The following is an 18,158-nucleotide window of genomic DNA, read 5'->3' on the forward strand; positions in this document are numbered from 1 at the left end:
GGTCCGGCGCTGCCGGCCCGCCCGATACAGGCCAGACCGTCGGGCCGGCGAAGGAAGCCCTCGGTCGCAGGACGATCAGCGCACCAGACGCGCCATCGCCGCCGACGGCAGGGACGGATTGGCGGCCGCCGCCTCCACCACCTGCCCGTCCTCGTCCGCGAGCAGTTCGGCGATCACCGAGGGCGGCAGGGCCGGGTGGGCCGCGGCCAGGGGCCTTGCCCGTACGTCGTCGAGGCAGGGGATCGCGCAGGCCCGGCCGGCCGGGCGGTGCCGGGGGGCGTTGTGCGGCGCGGGCGGGACCGGAACGGCGAGCGGGGCAAGGCCGCCGGGGGAGGCGATGGGTCACGTCGGCATGGAGAAGCGTCGGCACACGTGCACGCGACTGAACTCCGCGCGCACGCGGGCCTCGTCCTCGAGCTTCGCGTGCAGGAAGGCGGCCATGAGCCGCAGGCCGGGGCGCGGGGTGAGGATCGCGCGGTCCGGTTCGCCGGGAGCGGTGTACTGGTGGGCGTACACGTGCAGGTAGTGGTCGCTCTCCGCGAAGCCCACGGCGCGGTACCAGGCGAGGGTGTCCGGGTCGTCGCGGGTCCAGGCGTCGAGGGTCGTCGCGCCCCGCTCGCGGACCTCGGCGCGTGTGCGGTGCAGGAGGGCCCGGCCGAGACCGCGGTGCTGGTGGTCGGGGTGGACCGCGACGGTGTCGATGGTCGCCAGGGCGGTGTCGACGACGGTGTCCATGATGCCGACGACCGTCCCCGACACGTCGACGGCGACGAGTTCCAGGCCGGGGGCCGGGATCGGCGGCTTGGCGCGGTCGACGTCGTCGTAGTAGGCGGTGCCCAGGAACGAGAGCACCCTGCAGCGCAGCCAGGAGGCCTCGTCCGCCGGGGTGTACTCACGCAGCGTGTAGGTCACGGAGGTGATGTTGTCCGGGCGGAAAGACACCGTGCAACGGGATTTCCGCCTCTGGCGTGCGCCGTCCCCGCCGTACGGCGGTACGACGGGGACGGGGCTGCCGCGACCGTCAGGCGCGGTGGTACTGGACCGGGGTGGTGACCTTCCCGCCCAGCGCGGTGGCCGCGTGGCGCGCCCAGTACGGGTCGCGCAGCAGCTCGCGGCCGAGGAGGACGGCGTCCGCACCCCCGGAGGCGACGATGGCCTGCGCCTGGTCGGGTTCGGTGATCATGCCGACGGCCGCCACGGGCATACCGGTCTCGTTGCGGACGCGCTCGGCGAACGGCACCTGGTACCCGGGAGCCGCGACGATCCTGGCGTTGGGGGCGTTGCCTCCCGTGGAGACGTCCATCAGGTCCACGCCCCGGGCCTGCAGCTCCTTGGCGAGGCGGACGGTGTCGTCGGCGGTCCAGCCCTCGCGGTCGTCGTCGGCGTTCTCGCTCAGCCAGTCGGTCGCGGAGATGCGGAAGAAGACCGGCAGGTCGGCAGGCCAGACGGCGCGGACGGCGTCGACGACCTCCAGGGCGAAGCGGGTGCGGCCCTCGAAGTCCCCGCCGTAGCCGTCGGTGCGGCGGTTGCTGTGCGGGGAAAGGAACTGGTTGATGAGGTATCCGTGGGCCCCGTGGATCTCGGCGACCTGGAACCCGGCGTCCAGGGCGCGCCGGGCGGCCGCGGCGAAGTCCGCCACGATCCGGCCGATCTGCTCGGTGTCGAGCTCCTCCGGTGTGGTGGAGCCGGTGTCGAACGGGACGGCGCTGGGGCCGGCGGGTGTCCAGCCGTGCTGGGTGTCGGGGGTGATGGGGGCGCCGCGGTCGACCCAGGTGCGTTCGGTGGAGGCCTTGCGGCCGGCGTGGGCGAGCTGGATGCCGGGCACGGTGCCCTGGGACTTCAGGAAGGCGGTGATCCGTCGGAAGGCCTCGACCTGGGTGTCGTTCCAGATGCCGAGGTCGTACGGGCTGATCCGGCCCTCGGGGCTGACCGCGGTGGCCTCGGTGATGATCAGTCCGGTGCCGCCGGTGGCCCGGGCCGCCAGGTGCGTGAAGTGCCATTCGTTCGGCACGCCCGCCTGGTCTCCGTCCGGCGCGGCGCTGTACTGGCACATCGCGGCCATCCAGATCCGGTTCGGAATGGTCAGCGACCGGAGGGTGAAAGGCTCGAACAAGGTGGTGGTCACGAAGCTGTCTCCTCTGGGGGCTGTCGGGGCCGGGTCGCGCGGCGACGCGTCGGTGCATCGTTCATGCGGCTGCGCCCTACAGGCTCCCTCAATAATTGCACGCGCTGATTAATTCCCGCATCCCGCGCACAGCACTCGGTCGCCCACAGGTGGATGGCGCGGATATCAAGCGTTTGCATTAGTGCGCGTATGCAAGTATTGTCGACCCTCGTAAGGCGCCCGGCGTGGTGCACGCCCCGTCCGAGCGCACCTCCGGCCGATGCCGGCTCCCGGCACCACGGAGGCGATCCCCTCACCTCCCGGCCCCGCGGCGGGTACCTCGCCCCCGCGCACGGCCGTCGAAAGGCACCACCATGTCGCTCAAGGAACTCATCCCCGGCCGCCTCGGCTTCGGTACCGCCCCCCTCGGCAACATGTTCCGCGCCATCCCCGAAGAAGAGGTGAGCGCGACCCTGGAGGCCGCCTGGGACCAGGGCGTCCGCTTCTACGACACGGCGCCCTTCTACGGCGCGGGCCTCGCGGAGCTGCGGCTCGGCGAGCTGCTCTCGCGGCGGCCCCGCGACGAGTACGTGCTGGCCACCAAGGTCGGGCGCGTCATCCTGGACGAGCCCGAGCCGGGCGCCCGCGACCTCGGCGAGAAGGGCGGCCTGTTCGAGCACGGCCGTCCGAACGCGATGCTCCACGAATGGACCGCGGACGCCACCGAGCGGTCGATCGAGGGAAGCCTGAAGCGCCTCGGCGTCGACCGCCTGGACATCGTCTGGGTGCACGACATCGCCCAGGACTTCCACGGCGACCTGTGGCTGAGCAAGTTCGAGGAGGCCCGCACCGGTGCCTTCCGCGTGCTGTCCCGGCTCCGCGACGAGGGCGTCATCAAGGCTTGGGGCCTCGGCGTGAACCGGGTCGAGCCCATCGAGCTGACGCTCGACCTGGACGAGCCGCAGCCCGACGGCTTCCTGCTCGCCGGCCGCTACACCCTGCTGGACCACGCGCGCCCGCTGGAGCGGCTGCTGCCCAAGGCGCAGGAACAGGGCGTCGGCATGGTCGTCGGCGGCCCGTACAGCTCAGGGGTCCTCGCAGGGGGCACCCACTTCGAGTACCAGGACGCGCCCCCGGAGGTCGTCGAGCGCGTACGGCGCATCAAGGAGATCACGGCCCGCCACGGGGTGAGCGTCAAGGCGGCGGCCCTGCAGTTCTCCCTCGCGCACCCGGTGGCCGTCGCGGCCGTCCCCGGCTCGACCAAGCCGGGCCGCATCGCCGAGGACATCGCCGCGCTCAACGAGGACGTCCCGGCCGCCTTCTGGTCCGATCTGCGCGCCTCCGGCCTCGTCAGCCCCGCCGCGCCGCTCCCGAACGGCGCCTGAACGCCCTCGCCCCCCACAAGCCAAGGAGGAAGACCATGGCGTCCACCTCGGTCAGCCGAGTCGTGCCCGCGTCGCCCGAACGCGTCTGGAACCTGATCGGCGGCTTCCATGCGCTGCCCGACTGGCTCCCGTTCATCCCCGAGAGCACCCCACTGGAGGGCGGGCGGGTGCGCAGGCTCCGCAACCCCGACGGCGAGGTGATCGTCGAGCGCATGGTGGCCTTCAACGAGGCCGAGCGCCACTACGCGTACGCGATCCTTCAGGCGCCCTTCCCCGTGACCGGGTACGTCTCCGACCTGCGGGTCCACGCCGTACCCGGCCAGCCGGAGGTCGCGGAGGTCGTGTGGAGCGGCCGGTTCGTCCCCGACGGTGCCGGCGAGGCGGAGGTGGTCGAGCTGTTCACCGGCATCTACCGCGACGGCCTCGAAGCGCTCCACGGCACGCTCGCGGGCTGAACCCGCGCCGACGCTCCCCCGCCACGCCCGGTGGCGGGGGAGCGTCGTGGTGACGGCGGGCGCCTCAGCCGGTGGGGCCGATGGTGACCCGGACGCTCTTCATCAGCGGCTGGTCGCTCTGGGTGCTGTAGTCGTTCGCGGCGATGAGCACGTTCATCTCCGGCATGTAGCCGGCCGCGCAGTCGCGGGGCATGTCGTAGGGCAGCGCGCGGTAGCCGGTGAGCGTGCGCCGGCTGCCGTCCTTGGCCGTCGCCGTGATGTCGACGAGGGTGCCGGGCTCGATGTCCCGGGCCCGCATGTCGGCCGGGTTCATCAGGACGAGGGTGCGCAGGTTCTTCACGCCGCGGTAGCGGTCGTCGTCCGAGTAGATGGTGGTGTTCCACTGGTCGTGGGAGCGCATCGTCTGCAGTACGAGCATCCCGTCGCGGGGCACCACGTCCGGCAGCGGCGCGCTGGAGAACTCGGCACGCCCGGAGGGCGTGAAGAAGACCAGTTCGCGCGCGGGCTGGCGGATCCGGAAGCCCAGGGGGAGCCGGACACGACGGTTGAAGTCCTCGAACCCGTCCAGGACCTTGGCCATGGTGTCGCGGATCCGGTCGTAGTCCTCGACGTAGTGCTCCCACGGCGTGGAACTGCCGGGGAGGGCGGCGCGCGCCATCCCGGCGATGATGGCCGGTTCGGACAGCAGGCGGGACGACGCGGGCCGCTTCATGCCGACGGACAGGTGGACCATGCTCATGGAGTCCTCGACGGACGTGGCCTGGAGCCCGCGCCGCTGCTCGTCCTTCTCGGTGCGGCCCAGGCACGGCAGGATCAGGGCCTGCCTGCCGTGGACGAGATGGCTCCGGTTGAGCTTGGTGCTCACGTGCGCGGTCAGGGCGCACTCGGCCAGGCCCTGGGCCGTGTACGGGGTGTCGGGCGCGGCGAGCACGAAGTTGCCGCCCATCCCGACGAACACCTTGATCCTGCCCTCGTGCATGGCGGCGACGGTGCCCACCGTGTCCAGGCCGTGCTCCCGGGGCGGGTCGATGCCGCAGACCGCGGCGAGCCGGTCCAGGAAGGCCTCGGCCGGCCGGTGGTCGATGCCGCACGTGCGGTTGCCCTGGACGTTGCTGTGCCCGCGCACGGGGGAGGGGCCGGCGCCCTCGCGCCCCAGGTTGCCGCGGAGCAGCAGGACGTTGACGATCTCGCGGACGGTGTCCACGCCGTGCTCGTGCTGGCTGACGCCGAGGCACCAGCTGATCAGGGTGCGGTCCGAACGCGAGTAGACGGCCGCGGCCTTGAGGATGTCGGCGCGGGTCAGCCCGGACTGGCGCTCCAGTTCCTCCCAGGGCGTGGCCTCGCACAGGGCGCGGTACTCCTCGAAGCCGGACGTGTAGCGCTCGATGAACTCCCGGTCCAGTGCCTTGGGGTCGCCGACCGACTGCTCCAGCACGGCCTTGGCCATGCCCCGCAGGAGCGCCATGTCGCCGCCGGCGCGGACCTGCAGGTTGAGCGTGCTGGTCCGGGTCGACTTGAACAGGGCCATGTCCGTCATCTCGTGCGGCACGATCGTCCGGGTCGCCGCCGCCTCGATCAGCGGGTTGACGTGCACGATCTGGGCACCACGCCGGTAGGCGTCGGCGAGCGCGGTCAGCATCCGCGGCGCGTTGGAGGCCGCGTTGACGCCCATGATGAACAGCGCCTCGGCGGACTCCCAGTCCTTCAGGTCGGCGGTTCCCTTGCCGGTGCCCAGGGACGCCTGCAACGCCCGGCCCGACGCCTCGTGGCACATGTTGGAACAGTCCGGCAGGTTGTTCGTGCCGAATTCCCGGGCCATCAGCTGGTAGAGGAAGGTGGCCTCGTTGCCGAGCCTGCCGGAGGTGTAGAAGGCGGCCTCGTGGGGGCTGTCCAGGGCGCGGAGTTCGCGGCCGACGAGATCGAAGGCGGCCTGCCAGGAGATGGGCACGTAGTGGTCGGTGCCGGGGTCGTACACCATGGGTTCCGTGAGCCGGCCCTGGTCCTCGAGCGCGAAGTCGGTCCAGGTCGACAGCTCCGCGACGGTGTGGGCGGCGAAGAAGTCCCGTGTCACGCGCTTGGGCGTCATCTCCCAGGTGACGTGCTTGATGCCGTTCTCGCAGATGTCGAGCTTGAGTCCCTTGGTGTCGTCGGGCCACGCGCACCCGGGACAGTCGAAGCCGCCGTTCTCGTGGTTCATCTTGAAGATCGCCCGGGGGCCGTCGACCAGTGCGTGTTCCCGCAGCAGTACCCGGGTGACGCTCTTGGCGGCGCCCCACCCCGCGGCGGGGTGGTGGTAGCCGTGCTGGGAGGGCCGCTTGTCGTCGGCGGGACCCTCACCGCCGGTGGGCGGTACCTCGGGCCGGCCGTCGCCGGGTGCCATCGGCTCGTTCACGCCCTGGACGCTCATACCGATCACCTTCGGGGCAAATGTGGCATTTAATGATGATCTTTATCCTATGGGGGCATGTGGGGCGCTGTCCTCCCCGGAGGCGCACCAGGAGGGCGGGTCTGCCGGCGGCCGGCCACGTCAGGGGACGATGGCGTCGACGTAGCCCCCGTCGACCCGCAGGGCGCCGCCGGTGGTGGCCGAGGCCAGGTCGGAGCTGAGGTACACCACCATGTTGGCGATCTCCTCCGGCTCGATGAGGCGCTGCAGCAGGGACTGCGGGCGGTGCTCGCGCATGAAGGCCCGCTGCGCCTGGTCCCAGGGGAGGCCGGGGTCCACGAGCTGGCGGACGAAGTCCTCCACGCCCGCCGTATGGGTGGGGCCGGCGATCACCGAGTTGACGGTGACACCGGTGCCCGCGGCCTTCTTGGCGAAGCCGCGGCCGAGGGCGAGCAGCGCGGTCTTGGACATGCCGTAGTGGATCATCTCGGCCGGCGTGACGACCGCCGAGTCGCTGGCGATGTACTGGACGCGGCCCCAGTTCCGCTCGAGCATCCCGGGGAGGTACATCCTCGTGAGGCGGGCCGCGGAGAGCACGTTCACCTCGAAGTAGCGGCGCCATTCGTCGTCGTCGATGTCGAGGGCGTCCATGGCGCCGTAGACGCCCAGGTTGTTGACGAGGACGTCCACGTCCGGCATCCGCTCGTACGCACGGGCGGCGCCCTCCTGGGAGGCGACGTCGGCACCGACGGCGAGGAAGTCGCCTTCCGGGACCTGGCCGCGCAGTCGTGCGACGGCCTCGTCCACCCTTCCCGGGTCGCGGCCGTTGACCCCGACCCGGGCGCCGGCCCGTGCGAGGCCGGCCGCGATGGCCGCTCCGATGCCCTGCGTCGACCCCGTCACCAAGGCGGTCCGTCCGGTGAGATCGATGCGCATGTACCGCTCCTTCGGCTGTCCCGGTCTCCGGTGGGCGACCGCGGTGCGATCGTCCGCCTCCCACCCTCGCCGGGCGGGACCGATGCGCCTGGTGGGCGCGCCGTACGGGGGTGGCGGTGCCACCACCGGACGCTTTGCGCGGTGCGTGCGGGGGACGTGACGGCGTGCCCCCGCCCGCGCGCACCCGGCGGTGTATTAGCTGGGCGCAAAGATCGGCGTCAGCGAGGAGAGGACATGGCGACGGCAACGGCGCAGGGGCCGGTGGAGGAGTTCCGCCGGCTCAGTGACGGCGACGCGGAGCTGCGGGCGCACGGGGCGTACTTCAGCTGCGCCTATCTGCTGGACATGGAAAGGCACGCCTTCCTGGTGCGCATGCACCGCGGCCGGGTGGAGGACCTCGTCGTCGATCCCGAGCCGCTCACGGCCTACGACTTCGCCATCAGGGCCAGTGCCGCGACCTGGCGGGAGTTCTGCTCGCCGGTGCCGAAGCCGATGTACCACGGCATCTGGGCGGCGAGCTTCCAACGGGACATGCGGCTGGAGGGCGACCTGCTGGTCCTCATGCAGAACCTGCGCTGCCTCACCCGTCAGCTGGAACTGCTCCGCCTCACCGGCCCGCTGGGCTGAACCACCGTTCCGCCCCGCACCGCCGAAAGGACCCCTCGATGAGCACCGCCTCCCGTATCTCCCCGGTGACCGGACACTACGTCACGATCGACGTGGAGGACGTCCAGTACAAGGTCTTCTACCTGGAGAACGGCCAGGGGCAGCCGCTGGTGTGCCAGCACACGGCGGGCTGCCACAACCACCAGTGGCGCGGCCTCCTGGAGGACGAGGAGATCACCGCGAACCACCGCGTCATCGCCTACGACCTCGCCCGCCACGGCAAGTCCGACCCGCCGCTGAACAAGGAGTGGTGGAAGGAGGAGTACAAGCTCACCGCCGACCACTACGTCGCCTTCATCACCGCGTTCTGCGACGCACTCGGCCTGGAGGACCCGATCTTCATGGGCTCCTCCTTCGGAGGGAACGTGGCCCTGCAGCTGGCGCTGCGGCACCCGGACCGCTTCAAGGCGGTCATCCCCGTGGAGGGCGCGGACTACTCTCCCGGTTTCTACCTCGACTGGTGGCAGCATCCCCACGCCAACGCGGCGCAGGTCTGCGCCAGCGGGGTGTGGGACCTCATGGCCCCGCAGTCGCCCGACGCGGACCGCTGGGCGACCTGGTTCTACTACAGCCAGGGCTCGGAGGCGTTCAAGGGCGACCTGTACTTCTACTCCGTCGACCACGACCTCCGGGGCAGGCTGGGGGAGATCGACGGGGAGCGCTGCCCGGTCGTCATGCTCACCGGCGAGTACGACTACCTGACCACGCCCCAGGACGGGGCCCGTACCGCGGAGCAGATCCGCGGGGCCGAGTTCATCGAGATGAAGGAGATCGGGCACTTCCCGATGAGCGAGAACTATCCGCGCTTCGCCGGGTACCTCAAGCAGGCGCTGCGGCGGATCGAGGAGCGCACCGCTTCCTGAGGCACGCGCCGCACGGTGCCGCCCGCCGGGCCGCGGGGTGCCCCCGCGGCCCGTGGCCGGGCGATCAGTTGAAGGCGTCGGGGTCCGGGCCGATGCGGGTGCCGTTGTCGAGCGCGGTGATCGCCGCGACGTCGGCGTCGGAGAGCGCGAAGTCGAAGACGTCGAGGTTCTCGCGGATCCGCTCGGGGGTCACCGACTTGGGGATGACCACGTTGCCGAGCTGCAGGTGCCAGCGCAGGATCACCTGGGCCGGGGTCCTGCCCAGGCGGCCGGCGATTCCGGTGATGACCGGGTCCTTCAGGACGGCGCCCTGGGCGAGCGGGCTCCATGCCTCCGTGGCGATGCCGTGCCGGGCGTGGAAGGCGCGCAGCTCGGCCTGCTGCAGCTGGGGGTGCAGCTCCACCTGGTTGACGGCGGGCACGACGTCGCTGTTGTCGATGAGCCGCTGCAGGTGCGCGGGCTGGAAGTTCGAGACGCCGATGGCGCGGGCCCGGCCCTCGGCGTGGATCTTCTCGAAGGCGCGCCAGGTGTCCAGGTAGGTGTCGCGGGCCGGGGCCGGCCAGTGGATCAGGTAGAGGTCCACATGGTCGAGGCCGAGCTTGGCGAGGGAGGCGTCGAAGGCGGCGAGGGTGCTGTCGTAGCCCTGGTCGCCGTTCCACAGCTTGGTGGTGACGAACAGTTCGTCACGGGCGATGCCCGAGGCGGCGAGGGCCTGGCCGACGCCGGCCTCGTTGCCGTAGATCGCCGCGGTGTCGATGCTGCGGTAGCCGCTCTCCAGGGCCGAGGTGACGGCGGCGGCGGTGTCGGCGTCGGGCACCTGGAAGACGCCGAAGCCGAGCTGCGGCATGGTGACGCCGTTGTTCAGCGTGATGTCCGGGGTGGGGGTGGTCATGGTGCAGATCCTTTCGCGTCGCGGCCGGCGGTGGATGCCGGTGCGAGTGCGGATGGGTGAACGTCCCGGGAGGGGGCGGGGGACGCGCCCTTCCCGTGCTCCATGACCAGGTTAGTTGCGCACGCGGTTAATTGCAAACGCTTAATAAGTTCGTGCGCGGAATGGCCGGGTCAGGAAGCCGGGACTTTCGCGCCCTGCAGGTCCTCCACCGCCTTGACCAGGGGCGCGAGCTCCGGGACGAGCGCCGCGTCGTCCATCGCCGCGCGCAGTGCAGCGTTGTTCGTCGGCCGGGCCTCCTCCAGCAGCTTCAGGCCGGCCTCCGTCACGTCCGTGTAGATGCCGCGCCGGTCGGTGGGGCAGAGGTAGCGGGCCAGCAGGCCGCGGTCCTCCAGCCGGGTGACCAGGCGGGTCGTCGCCGACTGGCTCAGCACGACGGCGTCGGCGACCTGGCGCATCTGCAGGTGGCCGCCCTCCCCGTCGTGCTGACGGCTGAGGACGTCGAGCAGGGAGTACTCGCGCACGCTCAGGTCGTGGTGAATCTGGAGCTGCTTCTCGATCCGCCCCTCGATCCGTCCGTGCAGGAGCGACAGGGCGTGCCACCCCTGGGCGAGGGCGGTCAGGGCCGGATCGGTGGCGGTCATCGAGGTCCCCTTTGTGCGGCGGCTGCGGGTGAAGGCTGTTCGTCGTCACTGGCCATGGTAAGCCGCCGCCCGAAGATGTCCAGCGTTTGACGTTATAGCGCGTCTGCAATTATTGTTTTCGCTTGTTAGGTGCCACTGCAACATCTGGAAGGTCTCCGCCATGCCTCTCGCGCTCCTGGCCCTCGCCATCGGGGCTTTCGGGATCGGAACCACCGAATTCGTGATCATGGGCCTGCTGCCCGAGGTCGCCTCCGACTTCGGGGTCTCCGTCCCCACCGCCGGCCTGCTCGTGACCGGCTACGGACTCGGCGTCATGATCGGCGCGCCGATCATGACGGTGCTCGGCACCAAGGTGTCCCGCAAGAACATGCTCATGCTGCTCATGGGCCTGTTCGTGCTCGGCAACCTGGTCTCCGCCCTGGCACCCTCCTTCGGCGTGATGATGGCCGGGCGCATCCTCGCCTCCTTCACGCACGGCGCCTTCTTCGGCATCGGCTCGGTCGTCGCCGCCGACCTGGTGGCCCCGGAGAAGAAGGCGCGGGCGATCTCGATGATGTTCGCCGGCCTCACCGTGGCCAACGTGATCGGCGTGCCGCTGGGCACCTTCATCGGTCAGAACGCCGGCTGGCGCGTGACCTTCTTCGTCGTCGCGGGCCTCGGCGTCGTCGGCCTGGCCGGCGTCCTCAAGCTGGTGCCCGACATGCCGAAGCCGCAGGGCGTGCGACTGCGCCACGAACTGGGCGCCTTCCGCAACGTCCAGGTCCTGCTGGCCATGGCGATGACCGTGCTCGGCTTCGGCGGCGTCTTCGCGGCCATCACCTACATCGCGCCCATGATGACCGAGGTCACCGGGTTCGCCGACTCCTCCATCACCTGGCTGCTGGTCCTGTTCGGCGCGGGCATGGTCGTCGGCAACCTGGTCGGCGGCAAGTACGCCGACCGCGCCCTGATGCCGATGCTGTACACGGCGCTGGGCTCGCTGGCCGCCGTGCTGGCGCTGTTCACCCTCACCGCTCACAACGAGGTCACCGCCGGCGTGACGATCCTCCTCATCGGCGCCCTGGGCTTCGCGACGGTGCCGCCGCTGCAGAAGCGGGTCCTGGACCAGGCGACCGGGGCCCCCACCCTGGCCTCGGCCGTCAACATCGGCGCCTTCAACCTCGGCAACGCGCTGTCCGCCTGGCTCGGCGGGGTCGTCATCGCCGCGGGCTTCGGCTACACCTCGCCGAACCTCGTCGGGGCGGTCCTCACCGCCTCCGCCCTCGTGCTCGCGGTCGTCTCCGCGGCACTGGAGAAGGGCCGCGGCGGCCGGAACAGCCGGGTCGTCACCGGGGCCGCGCCCGCCGAGCAGCCGGCCCTCACCTCCCGGCACTGACCGCGGGGGCCGGGACCACAGGCACCGCCGGTCCCGGCCCCGACACCGCACCCGACGAAGGCCCGCACCATGACCAGCACCGCCCTCACCCGGCTCACCGGCCCGCACCTGCGGCTCACCCTCGGACTCGAACTGCCCCTGGACAACGACTGGGGAGCCGGCCGCCGCGCCGCCGACCAGCAGGCCGGCCGCCCCTTCGGGGTGCCGGACCTGAGCGGGCACGCCGACCTCGCCCGGCTCGCCGACCGCCTCGGCTTCAGCGCCCTGTGGCTGCGCGACGTACCCGTGTACGACCCGCTCGCCTTCGGCGACGCCGGATCCGTCTTCGACGTCTTCGCGTACCTCGGGCACCTCGCCGCGCTGACCGAACACGTCGTGCTCGGCACCGCCGCCGTCGTCCTGCCGCTGCGCAGCCCGCTGCACGTGGCCAAGGCCGCCGCCACCGTCGACGTGCTCTCCGGGGGACGTCTCGTCCTGGGCCTGGCCAGCGGGGACCGCCCGGTGGAGTACCCGCTCTTCGGTGCCGACTTCGACGGCCGCGGACAGGCCTTCCGCGACGGCGTGCGGACCCTGCGCGCCGCCTGGGCGAGCCCAGCTCCCGGGCTCGGGCTGACCCTGCCCGGCACCGGGCTCCGGCCCGAGCGGCGGATCGACGTCCTGCCGAAGCCCGTGGGCGGGGACATCCCGATCGCGGTGGCGGGCAGCGCCCGTCAGACCCCCGAGTGGATCGCCGGGCACGCCGACGCGGGCCTGAACTACCCCCGGCCCCTGGACGCCCTGGGCGACGACGTCCAGCGGTGGCGGGAGCTCACCGGCGGGCGGTCCAAGCCCTACTTCACGCCCATGCTGCTCGACCTGGTCGCGGACCCCGCGGCCCGGCCGGAGCCGATCCGCCTCGGCCTGCGTACCGGTCGCACCGCCCTCGTCGACCACCTGGGCGCGATGGCGGACCTGGGCGTCGCCCACGTCTCCCTCAACCTCCGTCCGGGGGACCGCCCGGTCGCGGAGGTGCTGCACGAACTCGCCGAGGAGGTCCTGCCCCACTTCCCCGGGCGCTGACCCGGCGCCGGGCCCCTTCGGGGGACCGGCGCCGGCGCACCCGCCGCGCACGCGGGGAGGTCAGCGGCGCCGGGGACTGCGGCTCGGCGGCTGCTCCGGCGCCTGACGCGTGCGCAGGGTCGGCGCCTTGCGCGTCTGCGGGCGGTCGACGGTGAGCGTGAACCCGTCGTCGTAGTGGTAGAGCTCCAGCGGCTCCCCGTCCAGCAGGGTGTACGTCGCCGCCGCGCCGGTGATCTCCACCCGCAGCCGCCGCCCCCGCACCTGCAGGGTGAAGGCGAGCCGCCGCAGCTTCTCCGGCAGCCGGGGTGCGAAGGCGGCGCAGCCGTCCCGGTACCGCATTCCGCCGAAGCCGCCGACCAGCGCGGCCCAGGTGCCGGCGAGGGAGGCGATGTGCAGGCCGTCGCGGGTGTTGTTCTCCAGGTCGTGCAGGTCCATCAGCGCCGCCTCGCCCAGGTAGTCGTAGGCGAGGCGCAGATGACCGACCTCGGCGGCCATGATCGCCTGCGTCGAAGCCGACAGGGACGAGTCCCGCACCGTCATCGGCTCGTAGTAGGCGAAGTTCCGGGCCTTCTGCTCGTCGTCGAAGGCCTCCGGTTGCTTGACCATCGCCAGTACCAGGTCCGCCTGCTTGACCACCTGCCTGCGGTACAGGTCGAAGTAGGGGAAGTGCAGCATCAGCGGGTACTGGTCGGGCCGGGTGGAGGAGAAGTCCCACATCTGGTGCCGGGTGAAGCCCGCCGACTGCTCGTGGACGCCGAGCGCGCTGTCGTAGGGCACGGTCATGGCAGCGGCCGCGTCCCGCCAGGCGGCCGTCTCCTCGTCGTCGACGCCGAGGGCCAAGCCCTCCTTGGTGTGGCGTTCGACGACGTCGGCGGCGGCGCGCAGGTTCGCCTGGGCCATCAGGTTGGTGTAGACGTTGTCGTCCGCGATGGCGCTGTACTCGTCGGGCCCGGTGACCCCGTCGATGTGGAAGTTCCCGTGGGGGTCGTGGTGACCGAGGGAGTGCCACATGCGCGCGGTCTCCACCAGGAGCTCCACACCCGTTTCGCGCTCGAAGTCCTCGTCGCCGGTGAGGGAGACGTAGCGGACGACGGCGTCGGCGATGTCCGCGTTGATGTGGAACGCGGCCGTTCCCGCCGGCCAGTAGCCCGAGCCCTCCGAGCCGTCGATCGTGCGCCACGGGAAGGCGGCGCCCTCGAGGCCGAGCTGGTGGGCGCGCTCCCGGGCGGCGGGCAGGGTGGCACGGCGCCAGCGCAGCGCCTCCGCGACGGACTCCGGCGAGGTCAGGGTGAGCAGCGGGAGGACGAAGGTCTCCGTGTCCCAGAAGGAGTGCCCGTCGTAGCCCGAGCCCGTCAGGCCCTTCGACGGGATCGCCCGCTGCTCGGCGCGCGCACCCGCCTGAAGGACGTGGAACATGGCGAAACGGACCGCCTGCTGGATCTCGGCGTCGCCGTCGATCTCCACGTCCGCCCGCGCCCAGAACGCGTCGAGGTAGTCGCGCTGCTCGTCGCACAGCCCCTGCCAGCCGGTGCTGCGGGCGCCCGCGAGCGCCGCCTCCACCTGGTCGCGCACGGCGGGCAGCGAACGGACCTGGGACCAGCCGTAGGAGACCATCTTCTCCAGGCGCAGCTTCTCCCCGGCCGCCAGGGAGGAGGTGACGGTGAGCCGGCTGGTGTCGTCGTTGCTCTCGCTGAAGCTCCGGGTGGACGGCGGTCCCTCCACGGCGTGGTCGGCCGCCACCGCGACCCGGAGCCCTGTGACCGAGGTCGAGTGCACCAGGCGCAGGCGGTTGTCCAGGGCCAGGTTCTCCTCCGGCTGCAAGGGGGAGTCCAGCACGGCGGAGACCCGGGGGTCGCCCGAGGTCCTGGGCAGCTGCTCGTTGGCCACCAGCTCGGACTGGACGACCAGGCGCACGTCGTCCACGGCCTCGACCTCGTACACCACCGCGGCGATGGACCGCTGGGTGAGCGAGATCAGGCGGGTCGAGGTCACCCGGATGGTGCAGCCGGCCGGGGAGGTCCACTCGCAGGTGCGGCGCAGATGCCCGGCGCGCAGGTCGAGGACGCGTTCGTGCGAGACGAGCCGCCCGTAGCGCACGTCGAACGGCTCGTCGTTGACGAGCAGCCGGATGATCTTGCCGTTGGTGACGTTGATGACGGTCTGGCCGGCCTCCGGGTAGCCGTAACCCGCCTCCGCGTAGGGCAGCGGGTGCCGTTCGTGGACACCGTTCAGATAGGAGCCGGGCAGCCCGTGCGGCTCGCCCTCGTCGAGGTTGCCGCGCCAGCCGACGTGGCCGTTGGAGAGGGCGAACACCGACTCGCTCTGGGCGAGCACGTCGAGGTCCAGCTCGGTCTCACGCAGGCACCACGGCTCGACGACGTAGGAGGAGTGGCTGATCACGCGTCCGCCTCCAGCAGCTCGGCGAGGTCCCGCACGACGATGTCGGCGCCGTGCGCGCGCAGGGCGTCGGCCTGGCCGACCCGGTCCACCCCCACGACGTACCCGAAGTGGCCGGAGCGGCCGGCGTCCATGCCGGCCAGCGCGTCCTCGAAGACCACCGCCGCCTTCGCCTCGACCCCGAACTCGCGCGCCGCCTCCAGGAAGGTGTCGGGGTGCGGTTTCCCGGGGAGCTTGCGCTCGGCGGCCACCACACCGTCGATGCGTACGTCGAAGAGGTCCTCGATGCCGACCGCGACCAGCACGTCGCGGCAGTTGGCGCTGGACGACACCACGGCCGTCCGCAGGCCGGCGGCCCGTACGGCCTTCACGTAGCGGACCGAGCCCGGATAGGCCTCGACGCCCTCGGTGCGGATCTTCTCCAGCAGGATCTCGTTCTTGCGGTTGCCCACCCCGTGCACCGTGTCGCGCTCGGGCGGGTCGTCCGCGGAGCCCTCGGGCAGTTCGATGCCGCGCGAGGCCAGGAAGGCGCGCACGCCGTCCGCGCGTGGGCGGCCGTCGACGTACTCGTCGTAGTCGGTCACCTTGTCGAAGGGGCGGAAGTCCGCACCCTCCCGGTGCCGCAGGAAGTCGTCGAACACCTCCTTCCAGGCGGCGGCGTGCACGACCGCGGTCTTGGTCAGCACTCCGTCGAGATCGAACAGGCAGGCCCGGATGTCCTCCGGGAGACCGGTCTTCGTCATGCAACGCGCTTCCCCGCAGAGGGCCGCGGACATGCCTTCCGCGGCCGCGGACCACCGGGACGCGGGAACAATCCGGGCCGGGGCACGGTTCCACAACATGCGGGTGCCGTGAGTGGGCCAGTGACCCCGGGCCTCATCCCTTCGCCCGTGGGGACGATCGTTCGGCTGAAGCCCCACGGAGCCCCTCGCCGGGGGCGACCGCCACCGCGGCCCCGCAACGCAGACCGGCGCCGGTCAGGTTCCCCCGTCCTGACCGGCGTCTTCGCGCTGCTGGGGGACAGGCCTGATCACGGGCTCCCGGTACGGCACCAGGGCCTCGCTGACGACGGCGAGCGCACGCCGCGGGGCGGGGCGGGCGGCCTGAAGGGCCGTCACGTAGGCCAGGGCGTCGGCGGGGGTGAGCGCCGGTATCCGTTCCCGCAGCTCGACCATGGCGAACACGCGGCCGCGGGCGGCCACCGACGTGCGTATCCCGTCGTCCAGGTCGTCCACCGCGGTCCGCACGGGCACTCCGCGGACACGGGACCGGTACTCGTCCTCCCATCCGCCCATGAGGTAGTCCACAGGGCCGATCGCGTGCATGCGGCCGTCGGCACGGTCCACCAGGTACGGTCCGTTGCCGGCCAGGAGATGCTTCGCGTCGCCGCTCCTGACGTACTCCGCGGACTGGTAGACGACGACCCACACCAGTTCGTGCTCCTCGGCCTCCACCACCGCCATGCGTCCCGGGAAGCACCGGTCCAGGTGCTCCTGGACCCTCCGGACCGCGTCCTCGCGCTCGATCATGCGGGGAGCATCCCGCAACCGGCGCAGACCGGGCCAGTCGTCCCTTGGTCCTAGGTCCCCGGCCGGCACGAGGCCCTGCTCTCCTCCGCGGCGGCCTTCAGCATGCGGAGTATGTCCTCGTGGCCCCTGCGGAGCCGTGCGCTGTCGTAGAACAGCGTGAGGAGCGGGCCGGAGAGCGACTCCTCGATCGTGACGACCGTCCGGCCGTCGTCCGTGGGTGCCATCCGCATCCGGTCGACCGCCTTCATCCAGCCCATCGCCAGCCCCGTCCACGACAGCTCCCGCTCGGGCGCCACCACGGCGAAGGAGGACGTGATGGGCGTCCCCCGCAGCTTCCAGCGGAAGGGTGCGTCCGGTTCCACGGCCCCGAGCTCGATCACGCGGGCGTCGGAGCGCCACGTGTCCCAGGCGTGCAGGTCGCTGACGAGCCGCCACACCGCGGCGACCGGTGCGTCAACGGTGACCGAACTGGTCGACCTGACCGGCGCGCGCTCGTCCAGCCGGCCCTTCTTCGCGTACTCCTCGTGCAGTTCCCCGAGCGGCGGGCCCGCGTAGAGCAGGATCCCCATCCCCGTCGAGAGCGGTGCTTATCAATGAGAGCAATGCTCTCTCATGAGCATGGGTGCGGTCAAGACCAGCCGTCGGCATGCGCCGGCGGGCCCGATGTTCCGCTGGTCGGGGAAGGGGCGGGTGCGCGTGCCCTACGGCGACGTCGTGGGGTCGGCGATCTCCAGGCGCGCGGGCGGCGGTTCCGGCAGGGGTCCGGAGTCGGTGGCGCGCAGCCCGTCGAAGGCCAGCGCCAGGTAGCGGCGCCACGCCTGCGGCTGGATGGGGAGCAGCGGTGCCGCCGTCTGGTGGATCCCGCCGAGCAGCAGGACGACGTCGGTCCCCGTGATGTCGCCGCGCACGGCGCCTTGCTCACGCGCCCGGGCCGTGAGCGCCTCGGCGGCGTCGCAGAGCAGGGCGATGCGGTCGCGGACCTCGGCGTGCTGCAGCGACGGGCGGCCGATCACCTCGCAGAACGCACGGTCGGTGGCGAGCGCCTCGACGCCGTCGGTCATGAACTCGCGCAACGCCGCCCCCGCGTCGTCGGCCTCCAGGAGGCGGCCGGCCGAGCCGATGAGCTGGTCGAGCAACTGGAACATGATCGCCGCGAGGAGGTCCTCCTTCGAGGCGAAATGCCGGAAGACCGTGCCCTTGGCCAGGCCCGCCCGCTGGGCGATCTCTCCGATCGGCACGTCGACCCCGCGCTCGGCGAACGCCGCCGTCGCCGCCTCGAGCAGCAGGCGTCGGTTGCGCACCATGTCCGCCCGCTGGCCCGGAGTGGCTGTCGTCCCGCTCATTCCCGCCTCCTCCCAGGTGTGGAGCCTATCACCAACGTGACCGGAGGGTCAGGTTAACTGTTACGCTCAACATGACCCGGCGGTCATCTTCTGTCCGGGTCGCGAACCACGAACACGAACTCCTGGG

The 18,158-nt window shown here is 71.7% G+C and carries 17 protein-coding genes; 6 read left to right on the forward strand and 11 right to left on the reverse strand.

The features are described from left to right. Positions 1-342: 342 nt before the first annotated feature. Positions 343-912 (reverse strand): GNAT family N-acetyltransferase, encoded by a 570-nt coding sequence (locus tag ACFV3E_RS27025; RefSeq protein ID WP_500537004.1) that lies wholly within the window; start codon positions 910-912, stop codon positions 343-345. 109 nt (positions 913-1,021) lie between these two features. Beyond that, on the reverse strand, positions 1,022-2,125 hold the full coding sequence (locus ACFV3E_RS27030; RefSeq protein ID WP_500537005.1) for an NADH:flavin oxidoreductase/NADH oxidase: 1,104 nt from the start codon (positions 2,123-2,125) through the stop codon (positions 1,022-1,024). A gap of 353 nt (positions 2,126-2,478) precedes the next feature. On the opposite strand from ACFV3E_RS27030, the gene ACFV3E_RS27035 reads away from it, so the two are divergent. After that, positions 2,479-3,489, forward strand: coding sequence for an aldo/keto reductase (locus tag ACFV3E_RS27035; RefSeq protein ID WP_500537006.1), 1,011 nt, complete (start codon positions 2,479-2,481; stop codon positions 3,487-3,489). 35 nt (positions 3,490-3,524) lie between these two features. Continuing rightward, entirely contained in the window at positions 3,525-3,944 is a 420-nt protein-coding gene (locus ACFV3E_RS27040) for an SRPBCC family protein (RefSeq protein ID WP_500537007.1), read from the forward strand. 64 nt (positions 3,945-4,008) lie between these two features. Here the strand turns inward: ACFV3E_RS27040 and ACFV3E_RS27045 are convergent, their stop codons facing one another. Beyond that, positions 4,009-6,351: an FdhF/YdeP family oxidoreductase gene (locus ACFV3E_RS27045; RefSeq protein ID WP_500537008.1), complete on the reverse strand. Its 2,343-nt coding sequence runs from the start codon at positions 6,349-6,351 to the stop codon at positions 4,009-4,011. 120 nt (positions 6,352-6,471) lie between these two features. Continuing rightward, a complete protein-coding gene (locus tag ACFV3E_RS27050; RefSeq protein ID WP_500537009.1) occupies positions 6,472-7,266 on the reverse strand; it encodes an SDR family NAD(P)-dependent oxidoreductase in 795 nt (264 codons plus the stop codon). 234 nt (positions 7,267-7,500) lie between these two features. Between ACFV3E_RS27050 and ACFV3E_RS27055 the strand changes: the two genes are divergently transcribed. Then, entirely contained in the window at positions 7,501-7,893 is a 393-nt protein-coding gene (locus ACFV3E_RS27055) for a hypothetical protein (protein ID WP_500363077.1), read from the forward strand. Positions 7,894-7,931: 38 nt separating this feature from the next. Continuing rightward, complete coding sequence (locus ACFV3E_RS27060; RefSeq protein ID WP_500537010.1) at positions 7,932-8,795, forward strand: alpha/beta fold hydrolase; 864 nt, start codon at positions 7,932-7,934, stop codon at positions 8,793-8,795. 64 nt (positions 8,796-8,859) lie between these two features. Here ACFV3E_RS27060 and ACFV3E_RS27065 read toward each other — a convergent pair whose 3' ends face one another. Continuing rightward, positions 8,860-9,687, reverse strand: a complete 828-nt coding sequence (locus tag ACFV3E_RS27065; protein WP_499515880.1) for an aldo/keto reductase — start codon at positions 9,685-9,687, stop codon at positions 8,860-8,862. A gap of 170 nt (positions 9,688-9,857) precedes the next feature. Continuing rightward, a complete protein-coding gene (locus tag ACFV3E_RS27070) occupies positions 9,858-10,328 on the reverse strand; it encodes a MarR family winged helix-turn-helix transcriptional regulator (protein ID WP_499515881.1) in 471 nt (156 codons plus the stop codon). A gap of 160 nt (positions 10,329-10,488) precedes the next feature. On the opposite strand from ACFV3E_RS27070, the gene ACFV3E_RS27075 reads away from it, so the two are divergent. Further along, the gene (locus tag ACFV3E_RS27075) at positions 10,489-11,703 is read left to right on the forward strand and encodes an MFS transporter (RefSeq protein ID WP_500537011.1); all 1,215 of its coding nucleotides are present in this window, start codon (positions 10,489-10,491) and stop codon (positions 11,701-11,703) included. A gap of 69 nt (positions 11,704-11,772) precedes the next feature. Next, complete coding sequence (locus tag ACFV3E_RS27080) at positions 11,773-12,762, forward strand: LLM class oxidoreductase (protein ID WP_500537012.1); 990 nt, start codon at positions 11,773-11,775, stop codon at positions 12,760-12,762. A gap of 60 nt (positions 12,763-12,822) precedes the next feature. On the opposite strand, the gene ACFV3E_RS27085 is transcribed toward ACFV3E_RS27080, so the two are convergent. The 5 genes from ACFV3E_RS27085 to ACFV3E_RS27105 all read right to left on the reverse strand — a co-directional run bounded on the left by ACFV3E_RS27085 (position 12,823) and on the right by ACFV3E_RS27105 (position 18,031). Further along, a complete protein-coding gene (locus tag ACFV3E_RS27085; RefSeq protein WP_500537013.1) occupies positions 12,823-15,162 on the reverse strand; it encodes a glycoside hydrolase family 65 protein in 2,340 nt (779 codons plus the stop codon). After that, on the reverse strand, positions 15,159-15,902 hold the full coding sequence (locus ACFV3E_RS27090) for an HAD family hydrolase (protein WP_500537014.1): 744 nt from the start codon (positions 15,900-15,902) through the stop codon (positions 15,159-15,161). The genes ACFV3E_RS27085 and ACFV3E_RS27090 overlap by 4 nt, the downstream gene beginning before the upstream one ends. 234 nt (positions 15,903-16,136) lie before the next feature. After that, positions 16,137-16,688, reverse strand: coding sequence for a YrhB domain-containing protein (locus ACFV3E_RS27095; protein WP_500537015.1), 552 nt, complete (start codon positions 16,686-16,688; stop codon positions 16,137-16,139). A gap of 50 nt (positions 16,689-16,738) precedes the next feature. Continuing rightward, positions 16,739-17,257: an SRPBCC family protein gene (locus tag ACFV3E_RS27100; RefSeq protein ID WP_500537016.1), complete on the reverse strand. Its 519-nt coding sequence runs from the start codon at positions 17,255-17,257 to the stop codon at positions 16,739-16,741. A gap of 132 nt (positions 17,258-17,389) precedes the next feature. Continuing rightward, positions 17,390-18,031 (reverse strand): TetR/AcrR family transcriptional regulator, encoded by a 642-nt coding sequence (locus ACFV3E_RS27105; RefSeq protein WP_500363061.1) that lies wholly within the window; start codon positions 18,029-18,031, stop codon positions 17,390-17,392. Positions 18,032-18,158: the final 127 nt, after the last annotated feature.

The sequence above is a fragment of the Streptomyces sp. NPDC059718 genome, from assembly GCF_042733315.1.
GTDB lineage: Bacteria > Actinomycetota > Actinomycetes > Streptomycetales > Streptomycetaceae > Actinacidiphila.